This window comes from Chryseomicrobium palamuruense (genome assembly GCF_042649045.1).
In the GTDB taxonomy this organism is placed as follows: Bacteria; Bacillota; Bacilli; order Bacillales_A; family Planococcaceae; genus Chryseomicrobium; species Chryseomicrobium palamuruense.
The window spans coordinates 320180-346566 of the sequence record NZ_JBHSEF010000009.1; the positions used below are offsets into that span (position 1 = coordinate 320180).

A 26387-nucleotide genomic window follows, 5' to 3' on the forward strand; every position below is an offset into this window, starting at 1 on the left:
CTATCTATCATTAATTTTATATGCGTTTCTGAGCAGGTGGCTCCACATCTAAAAAGCACTCGCCAATTATAACTTAGCGAGCGCTTGGTTTAGTTCCTGCAGCTGAGCTTCCATGGAAGCGAGCCGTTGTTCGGCTTTTTCAAGCATAGCGGGATGCCCAGTGGATTCGAGCTTTTCCATATCTCCCTGAAGACGGACGTAGTCCATTTTAAGTTCTGCGATTTGCTGTTCAAGTTGTTGTTTGCTCATCATGGCGACATCCTTTTCCTTACACATAATGCCCTCATTTTACCACACAATGGGTCAGGATGTGAATTCTCGTTCTTCAGCGAGAGCGCGGAATGTTTCCAGAATATCGGCAAGGGGGGAAGGGGGATTCAGTTTCGCAAGTTGTTCTTTCCGTTTCGCGAGCAGGCTCTCATGAAGTAGCACTTCCATGATGGTGTTTTGGAGAGCAGACTGCTTCACTTTTCGACCGACACCGAGATGAATAAAGGCAGGCACGCTGTCTGGGAACAAATACGTCGCTTCCGCTTTCGTTTCGGCAAGCAAAACAGCAGGTGTCGCTGTCTGTACACAGAGATACGGCATATGACCTGCTGAAGTGATTGCCAGGTCAGCATTCATCAGATGAGGCAAGACATCGGTCGTCTCGATGAGCTGCAAATGTTTACGCTGTAAGATAAACGACTGGAGCTGAAAGGCATCGTGCATGTAGTTCGGATGAATCAAGACGTCGACTTCAATGGGTACATGCAAGTTGGTGATATGGCGAAGGACACGGTATGTCAGATTTTCAGGATCCCGTTCAGGAAACGCGACGACAATGCGTTTTTTGCTGCGCGATGGTTCTGATGAAGGCGACACGGGTAGTGGAATATAGGCATTCATTCCGAAACGACCAGGGACAGCAGACAGTGACTCTTCTTCAGCGTAGAGAGTTTGAAGTTGGTAATCGGCATACGCTGCACCGTCTCCCGTATCGTCCACCACTACGACAGGACAGTTTACCTTTCGAAGCCATTCAATGTCCGGAACGGCCGATCTGCCTGCATCACGCACGATCACATCTGGACCGAAGGCTTGTAGCTGTTCTAGAAGTTCAGACATGGACGAATGCTTGCTTCCGGCCGGAAATAGGGAGGGGGTATGTTTCGTGAAGACGTGGAATGCGTCGTTCCCATGAGAAGCGAATAATCGAATGCGTTCGTACGCATAGTGCGTCATAGGGTGCGTGGGTTCAAATAAATAGGCGATTTTCATAGCCATCTTCCTCCTTTTTCCTCAATAATTCATGCTATGAAAGTTTTCTACGAGATATGTATAGAGGGGGGAGAAACCATGGACTCACTGCTCGTTGTGTTAATGGTCCTCCTTTTTTTAGGGGTTTTTCCGCAGTGGATTGCGTAGCGTTTCCGCATGCCGGCGATTGTCATCATGTCGATTGGGGGATGATTATATTAATTCAAATCAGTTGGTAAAATTCGTACTTGTATTTTATCAACATGAAACGCAAACAGAGCATAAAAATAAAAAAGGGTGAGCCGTGCGTTTTTGCATGGCTCACCCTTGTTTGTTCGCTCGTCATTCTAAGACAATACTTATCTGAATTTGCTCTAACTTACCTAATTCTTACTTATCCAAATTCAACTTCTTGAGCGCCTCTGCCAGCGCGTTGTTTACTGGCTCTTCTTGCTGCTGTTGCTTCATGTAATTTTGCACACTGCGTTTGTCTGCTTTTCCGGTGCCTTGCTGTTTCCGGCGGGCTTCAAACGCCGACAGTTTCTCCCGGTAGCCGCACTTACATACGAAGATCTGGCCGTCGCCTTCACCGCGCAGCTCCAATTTCTTCTTACACTGCGGGCAACGTGCATTCGTCACACGGGACACATTTTTACGGTGTCCACACTCGCGGTCTTGGCATACGAGCATTTTGCCTTTTTTACCGTTGACTTCAAGCATCGGCTTACCGCAGTCTGGACATGATTTCGTCGAGATGTTGTCATGTTTGAACTTCGCATCACTCGACTTGATCTCTTGGACCACTTTTTTCGTATACTGCTTCATTTCCGCAATAAACGCTTCTTTCTTTTTCTTGCCATTCGCTATCGCCTCGAGCTGCGTCTCCCATTCCGCCGTCATCTCTGGGGAACGAAGGTCAGAAGGGACGAGCTCCAGAAGCTGCTTTCCTTTTGACGTCACATAGATATCTTTGCCGCGTTTTTCGATCAAGAACGAGTTGAATAGCTTGTCGATAATGTCCGCACGCGTCGCAACTGTTCCGAGACCACCCGTTTTCTTCAGCGTGGCAGCAAGCTCTTTATCCTGGCCGTCTAAATAGCCTGTTGGATTCTCCATAGCACTCAACAAAGTCGCTTCATTGAAGCGCGCAGGTGGCTTCGTTTGGCCCGTCGTCTGTTTGATATAGTCGATTGTGAGAGTCTGGCCTTTCTGCAATTTCGGCAGAAGCTGCTCTTTCACATCTTCGTCGTCTTCATCTTGCAGATTCATCACTTCATGCCAACCTTCTTGCAAGACGGTTTTTCCTCTTGCTACAAACTCTTCGTTATTGACTTTCGTCACGAGTGTCAGTTGCTCAAATTCATGAGGTGGAAGGAGGACAGCTAAGAAACGCTTCACGACGAGGTCGTAGATTTTGCGTTCCTGGTCGTTCATCGCACTGAGTTGAACAGGCTCTTCCGTTGGAATGATGGCATGGTGATCCGACACTTTAGCATCGTTCACAAATGAACTATTTGTTTTAATGGGTTTCATTAAAATCTTGTTTGCTACACTACGGTAATCGCTCACAGCACATGCTTTTAAACGTTCTTTAAGTGTAGGGACGATATCTGTTGAAATGAAACGAGAATCTGTACGCGGATACGTTAACACTTTGTGTTGCTCATACAGTTTCTGCATGATGTTTAAGGTTTCTTTTGCAGAGTAGCCATACCGTTTATTGGCATCGCGCTGAAGTTCCGTCAAGTCATACAGGGCAGGAGAATACGTCTTCTTTGTCTTGCTGTCGAGCGCAATGATTTCTGCTTTTTCCGCTTTCAACTGATCCACAAGCTTCTGGATGCGGTCTCCGTCAAAGGAGCGGCTGTTCCCTGATTTTGCATCACGCCACGTCAGAGTGAGACCTTCTTTCGTCACAGCTTGCATGCCGTAGTAGGTCTGTGGTTTGAAGTTTTTGATTTCTTCTTCTCGAGCCGCAATGATGGCGACCGTTGGTGTTTGCACGCGCCCAGCTGATAACTGAGCATTAAAGCGTGTCGTCAAGGCACGTGTGGCATTCAGTCCGACATACCAGTCTGCTTCTGAGCGAGCCACAGCTGCGTGGAATAAGTTCTCGTATTTCTTTCCAGGCTGGAGGTTGGCAAACCCGTCTTTGATGGCTTTATCTGTAACCGAAGAAATCCAAAGGCGTTGAACGGGTTTGGTGGCTTTCACTTTGGCGAAGATCCAGCGTGCCACGAGCTCACCTTCGCGTCCGGCGTCGGTAGCAATAATCCAGCCATCGACGTCTTTCCGTTCGAGCTGGGCTTTCACAGCATGAAACTGCTTGCTCGACTGGCGGATGACCGTAAGTTTCAACTGCTCTGGCATCATCGGTAAGTCTTCCAAGTTCCATGTCTTGTACTTGTTGTCGTACGTTTCCGGGTCCGCAAGTGTCACTAGATGACCGAGTGCCCAGGTCACGATGTATTTGTCGCCTTCTAAAAAGCCATTGCCTTTTTTCGTGCATTTTAAGACGCGCGCGATGTCGCGAGCGACGGAAGGTTTTTCTGCTAAAACTACTTTTTTCATAAGGGAATCCTCACTTTCTCGTCTCTTCATCTTACCATATCCGGGGCTTGACTGCGTGTCGTATACTAGAAGGAGTGTGTGAGAAAGAAGGGTTCATTGTGAGAAAGACATATGCCATTCGTTGGGCATTTTATATTGTGGGTCTGCTGTTGATGGCGCTAGGGATCTCGTTGACCATCAAAGGGCAGTCTCTCGGAATTAGTCCATGGGATGTACTTCATGTTTCCTTATTTAATCTTTTTGGATTAACCATCGGGACATGGTCGATATTAATCGGTTTTCTGCTCATCCTAGCCGTAGTCATCGTGGAGAAAAGATGGCCGCAAATTGGGACATGGCTGAACATTATCCTCATTGGTTCATTTATTGACTTTTATAACTGGATCTTACCTACTCCAGAGTCGCTCATCGGACAAACATTTTTCTTCGTGCTGGGTGTCATCGTCATGGGTATTGGCGCAGGAACCTATGTGGCGCCTCGCGTGGGAGCAGGGCCTCGTGACTCTATTATGATGATGATTGTTGACAGGACAGGGGCAAAATTGAAGGTCGTACGGACGTCGATGGAAATCCTAGTGGCTCTTGTTGGATGGCTACTCGGAGGCCCGCTCGGGATTGGGACGGTCATTATTGCTTTGATGCTCGGTCAACTGGTCCACTATACGTTGCCGTATGTTCAGTCCTTGATTGAAAAATGGTCGGGCGAACCATTCGATGTAAGAGCCAAGCCGGGCCATAAATGATACACTAGAATAGATATTTGTGCTGAGAAAGGAAGACGTATATGTCAAAAATACTCGATCAATTTTTAGAGACAAACTTAAACGAGTTAAAAGAACAAGGACTGTACAATGAAATCGATCCGGTAGAAGGTCCGAATGGTCCAATCATCCGTGTCGGGGGCAAAGACTTGATTAACTTGTCATCCAATAACTATCTAGGGCTTGCAACGAACGATGAGCTAAAGCGTATTGCGAAAGAAGCAACAGATAAATATGGTGTAGGTGCTGGAGCTGTTCGTACAATCAACGGAACCCTAGACCTTCACGTGAAATTAGAAGAGAAGCTTGCGGAGTTCAAAGGAACTGAAGCAGCCATTTCATACCAGTCTGGATTTAACTGTAATATGGCGGCGATTTCTGGCGTGATGGACAAAAACGATGCGATTCTTTCAGATCAATTAAATCATGCATCGATCATCGACGGCTGTCGCTTATCACGTGCGAAAATCATTGCGTACAATCACAACGATATGGATGATCTTCGTGCGAAAGCGAAAGCTGCGAAAGAATCCGGTCAATACAACAAAATCATGGTCATCACAGATGGCGTCTTCTCGATGGACGGCGACCTGGCGAAGCTTCCGGAAATCGTGGAAATCGCACGTGAGTTTGACTTGATCACATATGTAGATGATGCGCATGGTTCAGGCGTTATGGGTAAAGGAAAAGGGACTGTGAAACACTTCGGTCTAGAAAAAGAAATCGACTTCCAAATCGGAACGCTATCAAAAGCAATCGGTGTTGTTGGCGGCTATGTAGCTGGTTCAAAACAACTGATTGACTGGTTGAAGGTTCGTTCCCGTCCATTCCTATTCTCAACAGCTCTTCCACCGGGTGACGTAGCAGCTATTACAGCAGCGATTCAAATGCTGATTGATTCTACAGAGCTTCACGACAAGCTATGGGACAACGGCAACTACTTAAAAGCCGGACTTGAGAAGCTTGGTTTTGATATTGGCCATTCCGAAACACCGATCACACCAACCATCATTGGTGATGAGAAGTTGACGCAAAAGTTCTCGAAGCGTCTCGCTGAAGAGGGCGTCTACGCAAAATCGATCGTCTTCCCGACTGTTCCCAAAGGTACAGGACGCGTACGTAACATGCCGACTGCTGCCCACACGAAAGAAATGCTCGATGACGCATTAGCGATTTACGAAAAAGTAGGAAAAGAATTAGGCGTAATCTAGATGTGGAGCAGTCTCGTACTGAAATTCGGTCAAATGACAGCGTGGACAAGGAGGCGTCCTTTGCCTCCATGGACGCGATGGCATTTGGCATGGATTTCAAGCCTGCGCAACTCGATAATACTAGATGTGGAGAACGCCCGTTCAGAAACCATGTGAAAATCAGGGCGACTGATTTCTACCTGTGTTTCGAGGCGGTCGAACTCGAGGTCAATTATAATTGTAGTACCCTACCCATCTCCCTTCCTGGTGAGATGGGTATTTTTGTGCAGTTAAATAGGTAGCTATTTAGGCTTCCTAAAAATTAATTCTTTATCGATTCAACGTATTGACAGAATAAAGTGTAGGGCTTAATATAAATCGTGGTAATAATAAAATCGAATATTTAATTATCAAGAGAGACCGAGGGAGAGGCCCTTTGACGTCCGGCAACCCCCACGCAAGTGGGAAGGTGCCAAATCCTGCAGAATGATGTTCATTCTGAAAGATAATTCGACTTATAAGCGGATGCTTCTTTCATGATGAAAATTGTGAGAGGGGCATTTTTTCATTTCTAGATGTGAAGCCACCTGCTCCAGAAACTCCGAGAAAATCGAAAGCGCGACACGGTCGAACCCAGGGTCGCCGAGTAGGACGGTGGGTAGGAACGCGACACGGTCGAACCCAGGGTCGCAGAGTAGGACGGTGGGTAGGAACGCGACACGGTCGAACCCAGGGTCACCGAGTAGGACAGTGGGTAGGAACGCGACACGGTCGAACCCAGGGTCGCCGAGTAGGACGGTGGGTAGGAACGCGACACGGTCGAACCCAGGGTCACCGAGTAGGACGGTGGGTAGGAACGCGACACGGTCGAACCCAGGGTCGCCGAGTAGGACGGTGAGTAGGAACGCGACACGGTCGAACCCAGGGTCGCCGAGTAGGACAGTGGGTAGGAACGCGACACGGTCGAACCCAGGGTCGCCGAGTAGGACGGTGGGTAGGAACGCGACACGGTCGAACCCAGGGTCACCGAGTAGGACAGTGGGTAGGAACGCGACACGGTCGATCCCAGGGTCGCCGAGTAGGACAGCGGCACATAACAACAAGACCGAGGTGACAACATGATTCAAATCGAACAATTGACGAAAGTGTACAAGACGAAAAAAGGTGAGGTTCTCGGAGTGGACCATGTGGACCTGACGATAGAAAAAGGTGAAATCTTTGGCATCGTGGGTTATTCTGGCGCCGGAAAAAGCTCCTTACTGCGTTGCATCAATCTCCTGGAGCAACCAACGTCCGGAAAAGTCTGGGTGGATGGGGAAAATTTAACGAGCTTATCAGGAGAAAAACTGCGGAGAGCGCGACTGAAGATCGGGATGATTTTTCAACACTTTTATCTGATCAGTCAGAAGACGGTGGGAGAGAATATTGCGTTCGCGCTGAAAGCGGCAGGTGTAGCAGAAAAGCGACGGGCAACCCGTATTGAAGAACTACTGAAGATGGTGGGGCTCGAAGACAAGCAGCATGTGTATCCGTCACAGTTAAGTGGAGGGCAGAAGCAGCGTGTGGGGATTGCACGGGCACTGGCGAATAATCCGAAAGTGTTGCTGTGTGATGAAGCCACGTCCGCACTGGATCCGAAGACGACGTTATCGATTTTACATTTACTGAAAAAAATCAACCGAGAACTCGGGATTACGATTGTCCTTATCACGCATGAGATGCATGTCGTGAAAGAAATCTGCGACCGGATGGCTGTCATGCAGCAGGGGAAAGTGATTGAAGAAGGCAGTGTGTATCAGATGTTTGCGGAACCGAAAGAAGCGCTCACCCAAGAATTCATTGCGAGTGTCGTGAATTACAGGTTGCCACCGCATATTCTGCGGGACGTGCAGGGACAAATTTTAAAACTCCTCTTTAAAGGAGATGTGGCCAGCCAAGGCGTCATTGCCGATACGGTCCGAAAATTTGAGCTCGCTGCCAACTTCCTGCACGGGTCCATTGACTACATTCAGGAAAAGCCGCTCGGTGTGTTTCTGCTAGAAGTCCAAGGGCGGGAAGAGGATATCGAGCGGGCGAAGCAGTATTTCCTAGAGCGCGATGTAGAAGTGGAGGTGCTGCCACATGTGGTTTGATATCCCTCACTTGATCTCGATGGGGCCTGACATTTGGAAAGCGTTCATCGAGACGATGCTGATGATTGGTATTTCGGTTTCGGTGGCGGTTGTGATTGGATTGCCGCTCGGCGTGTTGCTGTTTGTGACAGACCGAGGATTGATCCTGCCGAACCGGTTCATCCAGAGCACGGTCGGGTTCACGGTCAACTTAGTGCGGTCCATCCCGTACATTATTTTACTTGTTGCTCTGACACCGCTCACAGATTTGCTGGTGGGAGGTACGATTGGACCTCGTGCAGCGAGTGTGTCGCTATCGATTGCAGCAATTCCGTTTTTCGCCCGGATTGTGGAGTCAGCGATGCGGGAGATAGATAAAGGCGTGATTGAAGCGGCGATTGCCGTAGGTGCCAGACCCCTCATGATCATTCGAGAAGTGCTTCTCCCGGAAGCGAAAACGAGTATTGTTCAAGGACTTACACTGACCGTCATCAGTCTTGTCGCGTATTCAGCGATGGCGGGTGTAGTAGGTGGTGGCGGAATCGGGGATCTTGCGATTCGGTTTGGGTACTACCGCTACGACACCACAATTATGGTCGCGACCATAGCACTCTTAGTTATTCTCGTCCAAGTCATTCAACTTGTTGGAGACTGGACGGCCAAAAAAATAGATAAACGATAAAAGGAGAAATGAACGATGAAAAAATGGACACTATTTGCAGCAACAGCTGCACTCACACTAGGACTTGCCGCATGTGGAGACGATAACTCGTCTGCAACAGGAGACAACAACTCGTCCACAGCAGGAGAAGAAACGAAGGAAATCAAAGTAGGCGCAACGGCTGGTCCTTATAGCGACATGCTGTCAAAAGCCATTATTCCTCAGTTGGAAGAAAAGGGCTATGAAGTGGAACTTGTGGAATTCAGTGACTACATCCAACCGAACAAAGCGCTTGATAATGGCGACATCGATGCGAACTTATTCCAGCATACGATTTACTTAGAAAACTTTGAAAAAGAGAACAACATGGACCTCGAAGCGCTGAAAATCGTTCCAACTGCTCCAATGGGCTTCTTCTCAAATGAATTTACGTCAGTGGAAGAGATTGCAGACGGCGCTACAATTGCGTTACCAAACGATCCTTCGAATGCAGCACGTGCCTTGCTTGCGCTTCAAGAGCAAGGGCTTATTACGATTAACCCGGACGTGGAAGAGTTAAAAGCGTCAGAAAAAGATGTGCAGGATAACCCGAAAAACTTGGTATTCCAACCAATCGAAGCAGCTGGACTTCCACGTGCAGTTGAAAGTGCGGATCTTGCCGCAGTCCCAGGAAACTTCGCTTTAGCAGCAGGCCTTAATCTGATGGACGCACTGTTCTTAGAGAACATGCCGGACCAATACCGTAACGTGGTCGCTGTAACTGCTGAAAACAAAAATTCTCAACTTGCAAAAGACTTGATTGAAATTGTGGAATCAGAAGCATTTGAACAAGTGATTGATGAAGAATTTGAAGGCTTCGGAAAACCGGAGTGGATGGTCAACCGCTAAGTAAACTGTGCCATCACGTATAGGATGATTGTCCCGCAGCTATAGGCTGCGGGATTTTTCTTTTCATCTTGTGTATCTGGAAAGAACATAATATAATGACAAGTGTAAAACGGCTATTAAATCAATGTTTATATTTAAATAATGTTCTTTCTAAAAATACAATTGTAAATGAGGAGAATTCGAATGAAGAAGATTATGATTACCGGAGCACTTGGTCAAATCGGTTCAGAACTCATCACCAAATTGCGCAAAGAGTATGGCACCGACAATGTATTGGCAACCGATATTCGCCGTACTGACAGCCGGGTCGTAGAAGAAGGTCCGTTTGAAATTCTTGACGTGACGAATGCAGAAGAGATGCACCGTATTGCCAAAGATTTTGGCGCGGACACGATGATGCACATGGCAGCCCTTCTTTCAGCTACAGCGGAAGCAAAGCCACTTCTTGCGTGGAACATCAACATGGGTGGCCTAGTGAATGCACTTGAAGTCGCGCGCGAGGAAAACATGCAATTCTTTACACCAAGTTCCATCGGTGCATTCGGTCCTTCTACACCGAAAGTGAATACACCACAAGACACCTTGCAGCGTCCGACCACAATGTACGGTGTCAACAAAGTATCCGGAGAGCTTCTCTGCGACTACTACTTCCAGAAGTTTGGCGTGGATACACGTGGTGTACGTTTCCCAGGGTTGATCTCTTATGAGACACTTCCGGGTGGAGGAACGACGGATTACGCAGTGGAAATTTACTACAAAGCGCTGGAACAAGGTTCATACACATCATACATTGACAAAGGCACGTTTATGGATATGATGTACATGCCAGACGCGCTTCAAGCGATTGTCGACTTGATGGAAGCGGATCTTTCGAAACTCGAACACCGCAATGCCTTCAATGTGACCGCCATGAGCTTTGACCCGGAAATGCTCGCTGCTGCGATCCGTAAAGAGCTTCCGGAATTTACACTGTCATACGACGTGGATCCAGTACGCCAAGCAATTGCTAACAGCTGGCCGGATTCGATTGATGTGTCTGCAGCGAAAGCGGAATGGGGCTTTAAAGCACAGTACGATTTAGATGCAATGACGAGAGACATGTTCAAGCAATTACGTGCAAAACAACTACGATAAGATGTGGAGAACGCGGCTCTAGAAATTTCGCAGTGTGTTTCTGGGGTTTGCAACTCGATTTCATTAAGATAAACACAAGAAAGAGGATCCTCAAAAGGATCCTCTTTTTATTGTGTGCCAGGCATGGCAACTATCTAGGTGGTGAAAGTCCACTGTGGGGGTACACATCGACCAACCACTAAGGAAGCGCAAGGTACATACCGCGAGGTATGGGCTGGAGGAAGCGTGGAATAAAATCTTGGCTCGACGAACAGAAATCTGATACGAAGGCCTGATAAAGGGATAAGGCTCCAATGCAAGTCAAAGTCCTAAAGATGTGCGTAACTTTATTGGGTAAATCAGGCGAGTAAAAGAGGAAAGATGGTTGTCTTACCCTGGGAGGTCTTGCGGATGCACGATGTGCAGTCGAAAAAGGTTTACCGCAAGAAGTCAGCAGAAGCCATAGTAGTGGAAGTAATCCATGAAGGGCTGAACAATTTATAGTGTTTCAACGCCGCGAGTGCGTAAGGGATAGACTCCGAATGTGTTACAGGTGAAAGTATGAGCGTATCTCAAAGGACAGCCTAAACTGGAGTTATCACTTACTACGCGAGAGGAAAGGAGAAACGAGTGTGGAACTTTTAGAGCAAATTTTGAGTAACCATAACATGAACAAAGCCTACCTGCGTGTTTATCGGAATAAAGGTGCAAGTGGAGTAGATGGGATAACTGTGGATGAGCTGAAGGAATATCTGAAGGAGAACAAGGATGAGCTGCGCCAAAGCATCCGGACTAGAAAGTACCGGCCACAAGCTGCCTTGCGAGTGGAAATCCCTAAAGAGAACGGCAAGATGCGCCAATTGGGAATACCAACAGTAGTGGACCGGGTGGTCCAACAGGCCATCCACCAAGTACTCAGTCCGATATTTGAGCAGCAGTTTAGCGAGCACAGTTATGGTTTCAGACCGAAAAGAAGCTGCGAGATGGCGATTATTCAAAGCTTGGAGTATTTGAACGACGGATACGACTGGGTCGTGGACATCGACTTGGAAAGATTCTTCGATACGGTCAATCATGACAAGGTCATGCGAATCATCTCTAATACTATAGAAGATGGAGACGTGATCTCACTCATCCGGAAGTACTTGGTCAGTGGGGTCATGGTAAAGGGAAGTTATGAAGAGACCCCTGTCGGTACTCCACAAGGGGGCAATCTCAGTCCCTTACTCAGCAACATTATGTTGAATGAACTGGACAAGGAACTCGAAAAGAGGAACCTGCGGTTTGTAAGATATGCGGACGATGCACTTATCTTCTTAAAGAGCCAAAAAGCAGCGGACCGAGTAATGAAGTCCATCGTCACATTCATTGAAGATAAGTTAGGGCTAATCGTCAACGCTGAAAAGAGCCGAATCTCTCGTCCGAAAGAACTGAAGTTCCTAGGATTCGGATACTACTATGATTTCACTGACAAGAGATACCATGTGAAGCCCCATCAGGAATCTATGAAGAAGTTCCAAAGAAAGCTTCGACTTCTCACGAAGCGAAGTTGGAGTGTCCCACTGGACTATCGAATCGTGAAATTAAAACAGGTCATCGTTGGCTGGGTCAACTACTTTAAAATTGCCAAGATGAAAAAATCCATGACTCGCATAGATGAGAAACTACGCTCAAGGATTCGGGTCATCATCTGGAAGCAATGGAAGATTTCGAGTAAACAAATCAAATCACTAGTCCATTTAGGAATACCAGAAGAGGAAGCCAAAGGCTTAACTTACTGTAGGAAGGGCTACCGGTTTATTGGACAATCGAAAGTTGTCCATAGAGCGCTCTCTAATAAACGATTAAAGCAGAGGGGGATTCCCTCTGCTTTAGAACGTTATCTAAAAGTTTACACTGCAATATAAATTGAAGCGCCGTATACGTGAACCGTACGTACGGTGTTGTGAGAGGGACGAGAATAAGTATACCTTATTCTCTCTCTACTCGATTAGAATAAGATATGAGCAACCACCGCGATGATTGGGAAAGCAATTAGTGTACGTAGTAAGAAAATCATTAGTAAGTCTTTGAAGTTTACTGGAATCTTCGAACCAAGCAACAAGCCCCCAACTTCGGACATGTAGATTAACTGGGTAACCGACATTGTCGCAATGAAGAAACGGGTCATTTCTGATTCAATAGATTGACCTAAAATGGCAGGTAAGAACATGTCTGCAAAGCCAACTACAATGGTTGCAGCAGCTTCAGAAGCTTCTGGAAGACCTGCTAACATCAGTAAAGGTTCAAACGGCTTACCTAAAATGGTGAAGACCGACGTAAATTCAGCAAGCATGAGGGCAGTAGTACCAAAAGCAAGTACAACTGGAGCTACGCCAATATACATGTCTGCAACAGTTTTTAGACCATCCTTAAAGAATTTTGAAACTGAGCGATTAGCGTTCGCGGTCTCTAAGGCATTTTCAAGGCCGTACGATACAACTGAATGATGACTCGGCAACTCTTCACGAGACAAATCAAGTGGTGTGTCGTCAATATATGTCTCTGACTTTCCGCGTAGTGGATAAATTCGTGGCATGATGAGAGCTAGAATGATCCCACTTAAAATGACCGTTGCATAGAAAGGTAAGAAGTATTGGCCTAGTCCCACCTCTTCAATAACGACGATACTGAATGTAATGGAAACGACAGAAAAAGTCGTCCCAATAATCGCGGCTTCTTTCTTCGTATAGTAACCTTGCTCGTATTGGCGTGAAGTTAAAAGGACACCGATTGTACCGTCTCCAACCCAAGAAGTGACGGCATCGACTGCTGAGCGACCTGGTAATTTGAACAACGGACGCATGACTTTTACAAGTAATGCTCCAAAGAATTCAAGTAAGCCAAAGTTTAAAAGAAGTGGAAGTAAAAGTCCGGCAAATAAGAAAATCGTAAACAGGAAAGAGACTAAACCTTCAGTAGGTTCTAAAAGTAAGCCACCTGTGTATTCATTCCAAACAGGTTCTGGTCCGATTTGGAAAATAATCATAATAGCGTAAACAAGAGCAACAATTCGAACGACTAGCCAAAAAGGAGTTACCTTAAATAATCCTGAAGCGAAAGAATCGTCTTTAGGTCTTGCAATAAATAGGATAGATCCGATAGCAGCAATGGCTATTGTGATGAGGGCTATCCATTGAATTATGGGTGCTAGCCAGCCAGATAAGACGTTCGCAAATGAAGCGATGGGTACACGCATCGTGTCTCCGTCAGGCAGCGGAACCATGAATAAAATAATCCCGATAATTGAAGGGATTAAAAACAATAACCAGGTGGAAAGAGAAAATTTCTTTTTCATTGAGAGTCTCCTTTATGTAAAATCTTCGATGAAACCGTGCACTTATCATACGAAAAGCGCTTTCACTTGTCTATGTAATATCCTGCCAAATATCATAAGGATTGGCGATATGCAGGGCTTTTCGAAGGGGAAATAAAGAGCACCTTACAAATAAAAGTGAATTTTTACTATTTATTTTATTTGGACAATTCACTTTTTACACGATTTATCAAGCAATAAATATACAGTCTATGAATATATATTCATAGTTATTGAATATTTTATGGCGAGAAAATCGTGACGAAAAATAATTTAAAAAACCTCCGCAAAAGCGGAGGCCATACTTATTGATACTTACTTTTCTCAACGTCATACACAAAGAAACGCTCAAAATGGAGCCAGTTTTCAGCTTCGGGTTCACCTTCTGCAAGACGCTTTTCCATCTCCTCGAGCATCCAGGATGTCTGCGAGATGTGCGCACGCATCGCACCCATCTTTTGTTCGCGAGCCGCTGTAATATCATGAATGATGTCGGGTTCGCCAAGGTCGCCTTTCGTTGCGTTCGAGAACGCAACAGCATAGATTTTCGGGCGGTCTTCAGCTGGAATCCGGTACACTGCACGAGACACTGCACGGGCTGTTGCCTCATGGTCCGGGTGAACGGAATAGTCCGGATAGAACGTGATGATGAGAGATGGCTTCACATCGTCAATCAAGTCGCGCACGAGACGCACCATCTTGTCATCGTCTTCAAATTCAATCGTCTTGTCCCGTAGTCCCATCATCCGTAGATCTGTAAGTCCCATGGCATCCGCCGAAGCTTGCAGTTCCTTCTTCCGGATTTGTGGAAGTGATTCTCGTGTAGCAAAAGGTGGGTTTCCTAAATTACGTCCCATTTCACCTAATGTAAGGCATGCATACGTTACAGGCACGCCTTGTTTAATGTAGGTAGAAATCGTACCGGAAACGCCAAATGCTTCGTCATCTGGGTGGGGGAAGATCACGAGGACGGCTTGTTCAGTAGGTAAGGTCATCTGTCATCCTCCTTAATACGCAAACGGTGTTCGGCTGATTTGCAGCGCCACCGCAAGCTTTCCATTAAAATCGTGACCCGCCATCAACATGCGGTCGTGTTCATCTAGTTCAAAATGTGTGATGCCTTGTGCATACACCCAACCGTTCGGAAGCTTAAGCCCCACTCGGTGCGGAGCGTCTCCCGCGACTTTGGCTAGCTCATAACGCAGCTGCACATTTCGGATAAAGGCGCCTGCGTTGAACACTTCTTGGTTAAAGTGATTGGCATAAGCACCATTTGTGGTTTCAAGATGGATGTAGACGTCCTCGTTCGCGAAGGAATCGAGGTGGTGTTGTAATTGTTCGATGGATACAGGTTCCATGGTGGACCTCCTTACGTCACTTCGATAGAAAAAGCCTGCTCTCGCAGGCTACTGGTTGTTGATATGAATCCAATTATGCTTCAGAAACTGTCACGTCAGGTGCGCCGTGAACGGTTTTTGCGCCGTGTAGGACAGGGCCGACGTACTCGTTTAGTTTCCAGCCATGTTTGATGGCAGCGGAAACGAATTCTTTCGCTTCGTGAACCGCGTCTTCGACAGACAGGCCGTTCGCAAGGTTCGCTGTAATAGAAGCGGCGAATGTACAACCAGCTCCGTGGTTATATGAAGTCGGCGTCTTTTCTGTTTCAAACAGTTTGAACTCCGTTCCATTGTAGAACAAGTCAACCGCTTTCTCATGCTTCAACTGCTTACCACCTTTGATGATGACGTTTTTCGCGCCAAGCTCATGAATCTTTTTCGCAGCGGCTTTCATATCATCGATTGTCTTTAATGCGCCAAGTCCGGAAAGTTGTCCGGCTTCAAATAAGTTCGGTGTCACGACAGTTGCATGTGGAAGCAAATGTTCAATCATTGCACCCACTGTACCAGGGTTTAATACTTCGTCTTCGCCTTTACATACCATAACTGGGTCGATGACGACGTTTGGAACGTTCGCTTCTTGAATCGCATTTCCAGCGATCTCAATGATTTCTTCTGTGCTCAGCATGCCCGTTTTAATTGCGTCAACGCCAGTAGATAGGGCTGTTTTAATCTGTTGTTTCAATACATCCGTTGGTAGAGAGTATACACCATGTGCCCAGTCATTTTCCGGATCCATAGTCACAACTACGGTTAAAGCTGTCATCCCGTATGTACCATGTTCTTGGAATGCTTTTAAGTCGGCTTGGATGCCCGCGCCTCCTGAAGTATCGGATCCTGCGATTGTTAACGTCTTTTTGATAGACATGTCATTTCCTCCTCTAAGTCAACCGGGAGCGATTGCGAACGCTCTGGTAAATTTCTATCTTTTATTGTAGCAGACTCTTCTGTAAATTCCATTAAGGAAGCTTAGGCGCGTGCCAAAGATTCCAGCCTATCCAGCTAAGCGCGGCTGCGATTCCGCCAAGAATCATTCCTGTCCACAAACTTCCTCCGATGAACGAAAGGATAGCGAGTATCAATAAAGCAAGTATTACGAGAATTCCCACCAACGTGAAGAGAGTGATACCCCAGAATTTCGCACGTTCCGGAACTCGGTCTTCTGTTGTCGCAGCCTTCTCAATTTCACGTATCTTTTCTCGCAGTCGTAAATCTGACATAACTTCACCTCTTCTGTCATCCTATCACGAGGTTTCGAGTTGTTCCTAGTCAATTTTTTCTGGTATGGTGGAAGAAAATGCCGAAAGAGGGAAGCGGATGTCGAGAAAAAAACAAGTGGAGGAACTTGAGAAGTTACTACAAGAGTTAAAACAAGAAGAGACTGCTGCAACCTATGCGGAAGCTTCACCGCCGCGTAGCTTTAATTGGTCGTGGAAAGTTCTGAAATTTATTCCAAACGCCTTTTGGATAACACTCGCCATTGTTTTGATTCTAGCAATTGTTACGCCAATCTATTTCTGGAACTTCCTCGGAGGAAGTACATTTACGGAAGAAAAAAGTGCGATTGTGGAGCGACTGAATAATCTAGAAGAGCTCGCAACGGCAGAATCGGTGACAAAAGTGATTATTGAGCGTGAAGACAATGAATTGTTCGGCCAAGAAATTGGTGTCAACTTACCCGGGACGCTTCGTAAAGTTCTTGTCGTAGTACCAGGACAAGTCCGTGCGGGAATTGATTTTGCGGGAATTACAGAAAATGATATCGAGTTAGATGAAGAAACGAAAACCGCCACGTTGACCATTCCGAAACCGCAAATTCTGGGAGACCCGACGATTATCTTTGATCAAGTAGAAATCCACTCATTTGAAGGGTTACTTCGTGGACAACCTGATATTTCAGAGGCCTATGAGCTTGCTGAAGAAGCCCAGGCATTGATGATCAAAGAATCGGAGCAGCAAGGCCTGTTGACACTGGCGGAAGCAAATGCAGGGAAGACCCTAAACGAAATGTTCCAACTCGTAGGGTATGACGTAACCATCGAATTCAAGGAGTGAGTCCATGCCAAAATGGAAAGACGTGCTGCAAGACGAATGGGAAGCACCCTATTTTCTTAAGTTGAAAGAACGACTCAACCTAGAGTATGAAAGTAAAACGATCTTCCCGGAATGGGATGACGTCTTAAATGCGCTAAAATACACAGCCTATGATGATGTGAAAGTCGTTATTCTCGGACAAGACCCATACCACGGAAAAGGGCAAGCGCATGGTCTGAGTTTCTCTGTACAACCCGGCACGCCACTTCCGCCGTCACTCAGAAATATGTATAAAGAACTGCAGAGTGACCTTGGTTGTACGCGTCAGGATGGCGACCTTCGCAGTTGGGCTGCTCAAGGCATCCTGCTACTGAATACCGTACTGACCGTTGAAGAAGGTAATGCGCATTCCCATAAAGGATGGGGCTGGGAAACGTTTACGGATGCGGTGATTCGTGCAGTATCTGAGAAAGAGGAGCCGGTGATTTTCGTATTGTGGGGACGTCCTGCCCAGACGAAGAAAGCTCTCATTGATACTGAGAAGCATCTCATCCTCGAATCGGTGCACCCTAGTCCACTCAGTGCATCGCGAGGATTTTTCGGAAGTCGCCCGTATTCGCAAATCAATGCAAAGCTGGAAGAGTGGGGAAGAGAACCCATTGATTTTTGCCGCTAAGTGAGTTAGCATAACGGTGAAAAAGGAGAGGACCGCAGATGATCAGTTATCAACAAGTGGCTGAACAGCTACATGCCTATACACAACGTCTTCAAACCGCAACAACAGACGCCGAGCGAAGAGAGTGCTTTGCGGCTATTCGTGCGTTATGTGATGTGGGACTTGCAGGTGGAACTGGAACAACTCAGATGGTCTCACCTGTAGCTCAGATGACTGCACCACCATCGCCTTCTGTGCAGACTCAAGCGACACCCGCCGTCCCCCTCAGTGGCAAACGGTTCGAAGAAGACGATGCGAACGGGGATTCACTATTTGATTTTTAACGGAAAGAAGGTCGTTTGATCATGAAGTTATTTTTAATTGCCGGAGCCATTAATGGATTCTTAGCTGTCGCACTTGGTGCTTTTGGTGCCCACGCACTGAAAGAGCGATTGACAGAACGCTACCTTGCCATTTGGGAGACCGCGGTTCAGTATCAAATGTTTCATGCAATTGCATTGATTGCAATTGGTATCTTGTTGCATCCGAATTTACTCGGCGCAAGCGGGATTTTAAACGGAGCAGGTTATGCGATTTTAATTGGAATCATCATCTTTTCTGGAAGCCTATTTGTTCTTGCTTTAAGCGGAGTCGGGATTCTCGGAGCCATCACTCCAATCGGTGGCGTGGCATTTCTGGTCGGCTGGATCTTACTGATCGTAGCCGTTGTGAAATCTGCCATCTAAATGCAAAAAAATCCGACCTCTCATGGGTCGGATTTTTATATGTAGCTAGAGAATGAAGCAGCACAAGACCGAAGACTTCTAGTGGATCAGAGTGCCTTCGAGACCCCGCACGGGGGAGCAAAGCGTAAATATAAATGTTAAAAAGGCTGCTCCAGAAACTCCGAGAAAATCAGGCGCGCCCAATGAGGCGTTCTTTGCCTCAATGGGTGCGAATGATTTTGGAGTGTGTTTCTAGCCTTTGCAACAGGATAACACTTTGGGTAACCCGGAGGAGGCTTGAGGGTGCGACCACAGAAAAGCGAAGGTCTTGTGCTGCTTCATGAATATTAAATTTCGAAGAATGCTTTACGCTTCTCTGCATCCAGATACGTTCCTACGAAGAACGAGCCGAACTCACCGTAGCGCGCACTGACTTCATCAAAACGCATTTCATAGACAAGTTTCTTAAACTGTAAGACGTCGTCTGCAAACAAAGTTACGCCCCACTCGAAATCATCAAAACCAATGGAACCGGAAATGATTTGTTTTACTTTCCCTGCGTACTGACGGCCAATCATACCGTGGCTGCGCATCATTGCTTTGCGGTCATCCATCGATAGCATGTACCAGTTGTCCTCGCCTTGACGACGCTTATCCATTGGATAGAAGCAGACGTACGGTGTGCGTGGCAATTCCGGGTATAGACGTGCACGTACATGCGGGTTTTGATAAGGATCTTCGTTCGACTCGCCTGCTAAGTAGTTTGATAACTCAACAACAGACACATACGAATATGCCGGAATGGTGTATTCCGCGATCGCTAATTTATTGAAGCGGTTTTCAATCGTGTGTAACTCGTCCATTGTCGGGCGAAGTGTCATTAGCATAAAGTCCGCTTTTTGACCGACAACCGTATAAAATGCATGGGCGCCTTCTTTTGCATCATCTACTTTTTGCATGTCCTCTAAAAAGTGCAAAAATTCATCCGTCGCGGCTTGGCGTTCTTCCGCAGAGATTTGCTTCCAAGAAGACCAGTCCATCGTACGGAAATCATGCAGGACGTACCAGCCATCTAATGTAATTGCTGCTTCGTTCATATATAAACACTCCTTTAATTACTTTCAACACCCTCAGTTTACCATATTCCCAACAGCCCTATCTATCCAAAGCACAGCGCGGCATGACAAACTGTGACTAAATCATGTATTCTTGCAGTAGTAGATGCTGAGGAGGAACAGACATGACGCATTTTATTGAGGAAGTGAAGGATACGCTGCGAGGTCATAAGAAGACAATCGTCTTACCGGAAGGAAGCGACCCACGCATTCAAGAAGCAGCACTCCGCTTAAAAGAAGAAGGTATTATTGAGCCGATTGTCATTGGGGAGGTTCCAGAACTGGCTTCAAAAGGTATTACCGTGCTTCATCCTGAAAGCTACCCGGACTTGGATGCGCTTGTCGAGGCCTTTGTAGAGCGCCGTAATGGGAAGACGTCGGCTGAAGAGGCGCGTGAGCTGCTTAAACAAGTTAACTATTTTGGCACATTGCTCGTCTATACCGGAAAAGCTGATGGCCTTGTTAGTGGCGCTGCCCATACGACAGCAGATACGGTTCGTCCTGCATTACAGATCATTAAAACCAAGCCGGGTATTAAGAAAACAAGTGGTGCGTTCATTATGGTGAAAGAGGACACTCGGTTCGTCTTTGCTGATTGTGCGATCACGATTGCACCCGATAGTGACGACCTTGCGGAAATTGCTTTAGAAGGGGCGAAGACAGCGAAATCGTTTGGCATCGATCCAAAAGTGGCTCTCTTATCTTTTTCTACAAAAGGTTCTGCTGTCTCTCCGGAAACCGAAAAAGTCGCCAAAGCACTTGAAATCGTCAAAGAAAAAAATCCAACACTTGCTGTCGATGGGGAGCTCCAGTTTGATGCGAGTCTCGTACCAGCTATTGGCGAGAAGAAAGCACCAGGCTCAGCAGTTGCAGGTCACGCGAACGTCTTTGTTTTCCCGTCCCTCGAAGCTGGAAACATTGGCTATAAAATTGCCGAACGTCTCGGTGGGTTTGAAGCGATTGGCCCGATTCTGCAAGGACTTAATCAACCTGTCAATGACCTATCCCGCGGCTGCTCAGCAGATGACGTTTACAAACTCAGCTATTTAACAGCTGCCCAAAGTCTAAAATAAGAAAGAAGTTACATTATGAATTTATTACAACGCCCCTTGTGGCGCTTCTGGGACGAGTCCCTCAGTGCTCAATCCCGTTCCGCACTTGAATCCTTCGCGGCAGATGATACCCTATGCCATTCTGTAGGCCTACTCGGTTCTCCGCCAACACTCCGGACGTGGGTGCACCGCCAGACTGTGGTACTCGGTATTCAAGACCACCGGTTGCCATTTGTGGAAGAAGGAATGGAGTACTTACGTACGCAAGGGTTTACTCCTATTGTCCGGAACTCAGGTGGCCTTGCCGTCGTGCTCGATGAGGGTGTGTTGAACCTGTCGCTCGTCTTTTCTGAGGAGGAGCAGGGAATCGATATTCCTGCAGGGTACGAAGCTATGGTCGATTTTGTGCGACTAATGCTCCCGGAAGTGGCGGACGACATAGAAGCCTACGAGATAGTGGGCTCTTATTGTCCCGGAGATTATGACCTAAGTATCCGCGGCAAGAAGTTCGCAGGCATCTCCCAGCGCCGAATCCGGAAGGGGATTGCCGTCCAGATTTATTTATGTGTCGAAGGAAGCGGTAGCGAACGCGCCGAGATGATTCGTGTCTTTTACGAGCAAGCGCTTCAAGGGGAAGAAACGAAGTTCACGTACCCACAGATTCGTCCGGAAGTGATGGCGTCTCTCGCGGAACTCACGGGCCTTCCGCTCACCGTGCAAGAGCTCGTCATCCGCAGCTACCAAGTGCTGCACGCCATCGCAGATGACGTACGCCTGCAGTCACTGTCAGAAAGCGAACTCGAACTCTATCACGGCTACTTGACCCGCGTCGTCGAACGCAACCATAAGATGCTCACAAACTAACAAAAGCGCTGCTCCTCACATATGAGGAAGCGGCGCTTTTAGTTTGGTGTGGAAGATGAAATAGATTGGGGATCCATTTGAGTGGGTTACCCGGTCCATTCCGGATAGGTCTCTCCCATCTGTATAGGAAAAGCATGATGGGTAAAAATCTTCCTAGCAAGGGATTTGGCAATCCACTAGTTCCTGTGGGTGTCCTTTGGACTGTCTAGTAAACTGTCCTATTACCTGTCTGTTAGATCTGCTCTACCCGGACCAGATTCCCGTTATGCTCCATTTGGAACTGCGTGCGGTCTGGGAGTTCTTGACCAAGCGCCACTAATTGGCGAGCCCGGTCCATCATCACCATGAACTCTTCACGTTCTTGTCGTAGAAGAAAGTTTTCGCGTTCGGCCGCTTGCAAGCGCTGCTCCAGTTCATCCGCGCGCTTCGCCGTCAACTGATGTAGCTGTTCAACACGCGTGTTCGAGCCTTCACTGCGTTGCAGGCGTGCCAGGTACGCAATGACAATATCAAGAGATAGGGAACTAAGAGGGAACGAACGGTTCTCTTCCTCTGTTGATTGAGTCAGGTAGCGTAAATTAGCCGCACGCGAAGCTTTTCCCATCAGTTTCAGTTTCTCTTTCCGAGCTTCTTTTGCTTCTTCCACTTGTTCCTCGAACTGGTGCCGCACTACTGCATTCCAGCGGAACCCACACGCAGCCGCTGTGCGTTTCATCTTGTTTCCGGCTTCCTCAAATGCATTGAGCTGGGTGCTACCTTCACGAATGTGGCGGAGCACGATGTCTGCTAGCTGAATATCAGCTTCTTCTTGCCAAGCATCTTGACGCGTTTTTGTCATGTCCATTCCTCTTTTCTCTTCGGTTCTAGTATCTAGCATAGGCAGTTTCGAAGACTTTTATTCACATAATTTTCGCTTGATAGTGAATACTTCCTGCGCTACAATAGCATCTAGTTTAAAACTATGAAGAAAAGAGTTGTGGATCCTATGGCCAATCATTTTCGTGTCTGTACTGAATGTGATGCCGTGCAATTGAAAACTTTGCTTCCAAGGTTAAAAGAACTTGATCCGGAAGCTGAAATAGAAGTCAAAGAATGCCAGTCATATTGTGGACCCGGCCGCAAAAAGACATTCACCTTTGTGAACAATCGTCCAGTCGCTGCCCTCTCCGAGGACGAGCTCATGGACAAAGTCGTAGCTAAGCTCGAATCTCAAGGCATGATGCCCACACGTTAACAGTCTGATCGGAATCTTCCGCAGGCTGTTTTATATTTTTAAAGGAAACGATGTTCGATTTGTCGAAGACAAGGGTATAGAAAAAGAGCAGTACGGAAGTCCCTTTTCATCCAAATCAAACTTCCTTATACTTAGAGAACAGCTCAAACAGGACGGTGAAAAAATGACCGCATATGCACAACAAAAGCTCGCGGAAGAAAAAGTATTTAAAGACCCTGTACACCGCTACATACATATTCGTGACCAAGTGATTTGGGACGTCATCGGGGCAAAAGAATTTCAGCGACTTCGCCGGATTCGTCAGCTGGGCACTACGTTTCTCGTGTTTCACGGTGCAGAACATAGCCGGTTCAGTCACTCGTTAGGTGTCTACGAAATCGTCCGCCGCATCGTCGATAGTAGTTTCGCCGGACGCTCGGAATGGGATGACAGCGAGCGACTTGTCGTCCTGTGCGCCGCGCTCCTTCATGACCTAGGCCATGGACCGTTTTCCCATGCGTTTGAAAATGTCTTCCTCCTTGATCATGAGAACTTTACGCAAGCCATCTTACTTGGAGATACAGAAGTCAATGCGATTCTCCGCCGTGTCAGTGACGATTTTCCACAAAAAGTAGCTGACGTCATTGCCAAGACCTATCCAAACAAACAAGTAGTCAGTTTGATTTCTAGCCAGATCGATGCCGATCGCATGGATTACTTGCAACGTGACGCCTACTTCACTGGCGTCAGCTATGGACATTTTGATATGGAACGAATTCTACGAGTGATGCGTCCACGAGAAGACCAAGTCGTCATCAAATCGAGCGGAATGCATGCAGTGGAAGACTATATCATGAGCCGTTATCAAATGTACTGGCAAGTGTACTTTCATCCCGTATCCCGAAGTGCTGAAGTGATTTTGACGAAAGCTTTGCACCGGGCAAAGAAATTGAGTGAAGATGGGTACACGTTCAAACATGAACCGACTCACTTCCTGAGTTTTTTCGATGGCAGTTTTACACTCGAAGACTATGTGGCTCTAGATGAGAGCGTTCTGCTTACGTATTTCCAGCTGTGGACAAAAGAAGAAGATGAGATTTTAGCAGATTTGTGTTCGCGTTTTATGTACCGCAAACTGTTCCAATACATTGAATTCGACCCGGCGAAAGATTTTATGAAGATGCGGGAGCTTGAGCAGCTCTTTGCGGAAGCAGGTGTCGACCCTGCGTACTATTTAGTGTTCGATTCCTCATCCGATTTACCGTACGATTTTTACCGTCCTGGTGAAGAAGGCGAACGTATCCCGATTCATTTACTAATGCCTTCTGGCGAAATTCGGGAACTGTCCCGTCAATCTGAAATCGTTGTAGCTGTCTCAGGAAAACGACGATCGGATCATAAATTGTATTTCCCCGCAGAACGCTTGCAGGGAAATTCCCCGAAACTCCAGCGTATTCGTGACTTATTAGGACTAGAGGAGGTGTAATGATGCTACAAGACCACGCAAGCATTGTGCGTTTTATTGCGGCAGCTGAGGGCATTACCGGCCGAAAGAAACTTCAAAAAATGATGTATATTGCGAAGAAGCTCGAGTATCCGGTAAAAGAAAAATACGAGTTCCACATGTACGGCCCATATTCAGAAGAACTGACGGCACGTGTGGAGGAACTGTGCAACATGGGCTTCCTTATGGAGAAAAAAGAGGACATGGGCGCGTATACACAGTATTCGTACACGACCACGACGGAAAGTGAGGCTTTCATGGATCTGGCTCCGGAACTGAATGGCCAATTCAGCGAATGCATTTCGCAAATGAAAGAGAAGTCTTCCCGTTTCTTAGAGCTGGTGGCGACGCTGTTCTACTTCGACGATTTGGAGCGCGACGCACAGATTGAGAAAGTACATATCGTCAAAGGGAAACTCAACTTCACCCCGGACGAGTTCGATGAAGCGTTCGCGTTTATGGAAAGTTTGAAGCGGAATGACTGTTAGGTAAGTTAATAAATAGTCATTTGGATATAATCATGAATCTTCCCCAAACCCTTCGCTTTCCGAAGCGAGAATCCCCAAGCCTCCTCCGGGTTACCCAAAGTGTTATCCAGTTGTAAAGGCTAGAAACACACTCCAAAATCATTCGCACCCATTGAGGCAAAGAACGCCTCATTGGGTCCGCCTGATTTTCTCGGAGTTTCTGGAGCAGCCTTTTTAACATTTATATTTGCGCTTTGCTCCACCGTGCGGGGTCTCGTGAATCCTCTGATGCTTCAGGAGTCTTCGGGTTTGTGAAAGATTCATTCTCTTGTGAGCCAAACTTTATACTATTGAACAATCCTATTGAAGAAGGTGAAGCATTACGACATGTGATGGGAGCTTGCACGATTCCTAAAGAAGGTTTGAATAAGAGAAATTGGAAAACGGAAGATATTGTTTTTAGAAAAAAAGACATAAGAATAGGGCGAGGGCATGCAACAAATATCCGCATGTCCTCGCCCTATTTTTCTTTCCTCAATTAACACAATATATATTTGAAGTTTATTTGACTCCCATATTCTATTCTTGCTTCGATTTATTGATCGCTCAAACGCTTGCCGGCAACGGCGTAGTGGTTCTTCGGCATTTCTTCGATGAACACTACGACTTTCTCAGCTGGTGCATCAACCGTTTCCGTAACAGCAGCCGTCACACGCTCGACCAACGCTTTCTTTTGCTCTTCCGTGCGACCTTCTAACATTTTCACAGTAACATATGGCATATTTCTTCCTCCTTCGTGTACTCATTCGGTATACTAAGAACTATCTTACCATAGAGGAAGGAGAGAACGATATATGGCAGATGAACAAAAACCAAAACAAAAAATTGGCTTTACGATTATTAAAAATGACCCGACCGATGGCCACAAAGGATATGGCATCGGATCGTTATCTTTAGAAAATGTATCTCCCGTCATCGTAGATGTGGAAGAAGGGGTAGCCCGTGTTGAAATTGGCGCGATGCATGCACGAAGCGATACGGAACGCGGAATCAAGTTTACGACGAACCGAGAAGACTCCGCAGGTGGAAAACCCTACTGGCTCGTTTGGGTCACAATTGATCAACTTCCGGAAGGTCCATACTACGCAGGAATGGCTTCATGCGAAATGGTTATCAATCGTGAAAAACGTCGAGGGTACAAGCTTTTAGCTGATCACGTCAATCGTATGGACAAGTCCATGAAACGCAAATTCTTACTAGAAAATTTGGATGAGCGTTCCAAGGTGATCTTGCGAGATTTCCTTCAATCGCATGACCCTATGATATGGGAGCGTAGTCCGGATGAGTTAAAAGAAGCGCTCGCAACTTCTGACTAAACTGTGACAATTTCAAATCCGGTTGAATTTCACGCGTAAAGAAAGTAAAATGATGTTAAAGCTTACGTAACTGTAATGCTGGGACACGACGCT

30 protein-coding genes and 1 riboswitch are annotated in these 26387 nt (G+C 46.7%); of the genes, 18 read left to right on the top strand and 12 right to left on the bottom strand.

The genetic code is table 11. The features are described 5' to 3' along the window. Window positions 1–66 precede the first annotated feature (66 nt). From ACFO0S_RS03095 to ACFO0S_RS03105, 3 genes are all read right to left on the bottom strand, one after another. Window positions 67–249: an SE1832 family protein gene (locus ACFO0S_RS03095; RefSeq protein ID WP_378140065.1), complete on the bottom strand. Its 183-nt coding sequence runs from the start codon at window positions 247–249 to the stop codon at window positions 67–69. A gap of 54 nt (window positions 250–303) precedes the next feature. Continuing rightward, a complete protein-coding gene (locus ACFO0S_RS03100) occupies window positions 304–1263 on the bottom strand; it encodes a hypothetical protein (protein ID WP_378140067.1) in 960 nt (319 codons plus the stop codon). A gap of 369 nt (window positions 1264–1632) precedes the next feature. Then, window positions 1633–3843: a DNA topoisomerase III gene (locus tag ACFO0S_RS03105; protein ID WP_378140069.1), complete on the bottom strand. Its 2211-nt coding sequence runs from the start codon at window positions 3841–3843 to the stop codon at window positions 1633–1635. A 68-nt stretch (window positions 3844–3911) separates the two neighbouring features. Here ACFO0S_RS03105 and ACFO0S_RS03110 point away from each other — a divergent pair, with 68 nt between their 5' ends. Together ACFO0S_RS03110 and ACFO0S_RS03115 are read left to right on the top strand one after the other, a co-directional pair. After that, window positions 3912–4556: a YczE/YyaS/YitT family protein gene (locus tag ACFO0S_RS03110; RefSeq protein WP_378140071.1), complete on the top strand. Its 645-nt coding sequence runs from the start codon at window positions 3912–3914 to the stop codon at window positions 4554–4556. A gap of 41 nt (window positions 4557–4597) precedes the next feature. Next, a complete protein-coding gene (locus tag ACFO0S_RS03115) occupies window positions 4598–5785 on the top strand; it encodes a glycine C-acetyltransferase (RefSeq protein WP_378140073.1) in 1188 nt (395 codons plus the stop codon). A 383-nt stretch (window positions 5786–6168) separates the two neighbouring features. Next, window positions 6169–6276: riboswitch (SAM riboswitch) on the top strand. A 3-nt stretch (window positions 6277–6279) separates the two neighbouring features. Here ACFO0S_RS03115 and ACFO0S_RS03120 read toward each other — a convergent pair. Continuing rightward, entirely contained in the window at window positions 6280–6891 is a 612-nt protein-coding gene (locus ACFO0S_RS03120) for a hypothetical protein (protein ID WP_378140075.1), read from the bottom strand. Between ACFO0S_RS03120 and ACFO0S_RS03125 the strand changes: the two genes are divergently transcribed. From ACFO0S_RS03125 to ltrA, 5 genes are all read left to right on the top strand, one after another. Then, a complete protein-coding gene (locus ACFO0S_RS03125) occupies window positions 6883–7896 on the top strand; it encodes a methionine ABC transporter ATP-binding protein (RefSeq protein WP_378140077.1) in 1014 nt (337 codons plus the stop codon). The genes ACFO0S_RS03120 and ACFO0S_RS03125 overlap by 9 nt on opposite strands. Next, window positions 7886–8557: a methionine ABC transporter permease gene (locus ACFO0S_RS03130; RefSeq protein WP_378140079.1), complete on the top strand. Its 672-nt coding sequence runs from the start codon at window positions 7886–7888 to the stop codon at window positions 8555–8557. The genes ACFO0S_RS03125 and ACFO0S_RS03130 overlap by 11 nt, the downstream gene beginning before the upstream one ends. A gap of 15 nt (window positions 8558–8572) precedes the next feature. Further along, the gene (locus tag ACFO0S_RS03135) at window positions 8573–9424 is read left to right on the top strand and encodes a MetQ/NlpA family ABC transporter substrate-binding protein (protein ID WP_378140081.1); all 852 of its coding nucleotides are present in this window, start codon (window positions 8573–8575) and stop codon (window positions 9422–9424) included. A gap of 183 nt (window positions 9425–9607) precedes the next feature. Then, window positions 9608–10558: an L-threonine 3-dehydrogenase gene (locus ACFO0S_RS03140; protein ID WP_378140083.1), complete on the top strand. Its 951-nt coding sequence runs from the start codon at window positions 9608–9610 to the stop codon at window positions 10556–10558. 611 nt (window positions 10559–11169) lie between these two features. Then, a complete protein-coding gene (gene ltrA / locus ACFO0S_RS03145) occupies window positions 11170–12444 on the top strand; it encodes a group II intron reverse transcriptase/maturase (RefSeq protein ID WP_378140085.1) in 1275 nt (424 codons plus the stop codon). Window positions 12445–12527: 83 nt separating this feature from the next. Here the strand turns inward: ltrA and ACFO0S_RS03150 are convergent, their stop codons facing one another. The 5 genes from ACFO0S_RS03150 to ACFO0S_RS03170 all read right to left on the bottom strand — a co-directional run bounded on the left by ACFO0S_RS03150 (window position 12528) and on the right by ACFO0S_RS03170 (window position 16509). Further along, window positions 12528–13874 carry a YjiH family protein gene (locus ACFO0S_RS03150; RefSeq protein ID WP_378140087.1) on the bottom strand — a complete coding sequence of 449 codons (1347 nt, stop codon included), beginning with the start codon at window positions 13872–13874 and terminating at the stop codon, window positions 12528–12530. Window positions 13875–14197: 323 nt separating this feature from the next. Next, the gene (gene bshB2 / locus ACFO0S_RS03155; RefSeq protein ID WP_378140089.1) at window positions 14198–14887 is read right to left on the bottom strand and encodes a bacillithiol biosynthesis deacetylase BshB2; all 690 of its coding nucleotides are present in this window, start codon (window positions 14885–14887) and stop codon (window positions 14198–14200) included. A gap of 12 nt (window positions 14888–14899) precedes the next feature. Continuing rightward, window positions 14900–15250, bottom strand: a complete 351-nt coding sequence (locus ACFO0S_RS03160; protein WP_378140092.1) for a YojF family protein — start codon at window positions 15248–15250, stop codon at window positions 14900–14902. A 73-nt stretch (window positions 15251–15323) separates the two neighbouring features. Beyond that, a complete protein-coding gene (thiD, locus tag ACFO0S_RS03165) occupies window positions 15324–16157 on the bottom strand; it encodes a bifunctional hydroxymethylpyrimidine kinase/phosphomethylpyrimidine kinase (protein ID WP_378140094.1) in 834 nt (277 codons plus the stop codon). Window positions 16158–16248: 91 nt separating this feature from the next. Then, window positions 16249–16509, bottom strand: coding sequence for a hypothetical protein (locus tag ACFO0S_RS03170; protein ID WP_378140096.1), 261 nt, complete (start codon window positions 16507–16509; stop codon window positions 16249–16251). A gap of 97 nt (window positions 16510–16606) precedes the next feature. Here ACFO0S_RS03170 and ACFO0S_RS03175 point away from each other — a divergent pair, with 97 nt between their 5' ends. Genes ACFO0S_RS03175 through ACFO0S_RS03190 form a run of 4 tightly spaced genes read left to right on the top strand, consistent with a single transcriptional unit; the run spans window position 16607 to window position 18724 of the window. Continuing rightward, a complete protein-coding gene (locus ACFO0S_RS03175; protein WP_378140098.1) occupies window positions 16607–17344 on the top strand; it encodes a DUF4230 domain-containing protein in 738 nt (245 codons plus the stop codon). Window positions 17345–17348: 4 nt separating this feature from the next. Beyond that, entirely contained in the window at window positions 17349–17999 is a 651-nt protein-coding gene (locus ACFO0S_RS03180; RefSeq protein WP_378140100.1) for a uracil-DNA glycosylase, read from the top strand. A 38-nt stretch (window positions 18000–18037) separates the two neighbouring features. Next, window positions 18038–18322 carry a YwdI family protein gene (locus tag ACFO0S_RS03185; protein WP_378140102.1) on the top strand — a complete coding sequence of 95 codons (285 nt, stop codon included), beginning with the start codon at window positions 18038–18040 and terminating at the stop codon, window positions 18320–18322. Between the two features lie 21 nt (window positions 18323–18343). After that, complete coding sequence (locus tag ACFO0S_RS03190; RefSeq protein WP_378140104.1) at window positions 18344–18724, top strand: DUF423 domain-containing protein; 381 nt, start codon at window positions 18344–18346, stop codon at window positions 18722–18724. A gap of 326 nt (window positions 18725–19050) precedes the next feature. Here ACFO0S_RS03190 and hemQ read toward each other — a convergent pair whose 3' ends face one another. Beyond that, window positions 19051–19800 carry a hydrogen peroxide-dependent heme synthase gene (gene hemQ, locus ACFO0S_RS03195; RefSeq protein ID WP_378140106.1) on the bottom strand — a complete coding sequence of 250 codons (750 nt, stop codon included), beginning with the start codon at window positions 19798–19800 and terminating at the stop codon, window positions 19051–19053. A gap of 143 nt (window positions 19801–19943) precedes the next feature. Between hemQ and pta the strand changes: the two genes are divergently transcribed. Together pta and lipL are read left to right on the top strand one after the other, a co-directional pair. Further along, window positions 19944–20891, top strand: a complete 948-nt coding sequence (pta, locus tag ACFO0S_RS03200) for a phosphate acetyltransferase (protein WP_378140108.1) — start codon at window positions 19944–19946, stop codon at window positions 20889–20891. A 15-nt stretch (window positions 20892–20906) separates the two neighbouring features. Continuing rightward, entirely contained in the window at window positions 20907–21734 is an 828-nt protein-coding gene (lipL, locus tag ACFO0S_RS03205) for an octanoyl-[GcvH]:protein N-octanoyltransferase (protein ID WP_378140110.1), read from the top strand. Between the two features lie 232 nt (window positions 21735–21966). Here lipL and ACFO0S_RS03210 read toward each other — a convergent pair whose 3' ends face one another. Next, a complete protein-coding gene (locus ACFO0S_RS03210) occupies window positions 21967–22572 on the bottom strand; it encodes an RsfA family transcriptional regulator (protein WP_378140112.1) in 606 nt (201 codons plus the stop codon). Between the two features lie 147 nt (window positions 22573–22719). Here ACFO0S_RS03210 and ACFO0S_RS03215 point away from each other — a divergent pair, with 147 nt between their 5' ends. The 4 genes from ACFO0S_RS03215 (at window position 22720) to ACFO0S_RS03230 (ending at window position 25460) form a co-directional block, all read left to right on the top strand. Further along, complete coding sequence (locus tag ACFO0S_RS03215) at window positions 22720–22968, top strand: YuzB family protein (RefSeq protein WP_378140114.1); 249 nt, start codon at window positions 22720–22722, stop codon at window positions 22966–22968. A gap of 163 nt (window positions 22969–23131) precedes the next feature. Further along, complete coding sequence (locus tag ACFO0S_RS03220; protein ID WP_378140116.1) at window positions 23132–24433, top strand: HD domain-containing protein; 1302 nt, start codon at window positions 23132–23134, stop codon at window positions 24431–24433. A 2-nt stretch (window positions 24434–24435) separates the two neighbouring features. Beyond that, a complete protein-coding gene (locus ACFO0S_RS03225) occupies window positions 24436–24939 on the top strand; it encodes a YwgA family protein (RefSeq protein WP_378140118.1) in 504 nt (167 codons plus the stop codon). Window positions 24940–25229: 290 nt separating this feature from the next. Continuing rightward, window positions 25230–25460 (top strand): hypothetical protein, encoded by a 231-nt coding sequence (locus tag ACFO0S_RS03230; protein ID WP_378140120.1) that lies wholly within the window; start codon window positions 25230–25232, stop codon window positions 25458–25460. 53 nt (window positions 25461–25513) lie between these two features. Here the strand turns inward: ACFO0S_RS03230 and ACFO0S_RS03235 are convergent, their stop codons facing one another. Continuing rightward, window positions 25514–25699 (bottom strand): 2-hydroxymuconate tautomerase, encoded by a 186-nt coding sequence (locus tag ACFO0S_RS03235; RefSeq protein WP_204589822.1) that lies wholly within the window; start codon window positions 25697–25699, stop codon window positions 25514–25516. Window positions 25700–25772: 73 nt separating this feature from the next. On the opposite strand from ACFO0S_RS03235, the gene ACFO0S_RS03240 reads away from it, so the two are divergent. Beyond that, window positions 25773–26294, top strand: coding sequence for a YwhD family protein (locus ACFO0S_RS03240; protein ID WP_378140122.1), 522 nt, complete (start codon window positions 25773–25775; stop codon window positions 26292–26294). The last annotated feature ends 93 nt before the right edge of the window (window positions 26295–26387 follow it).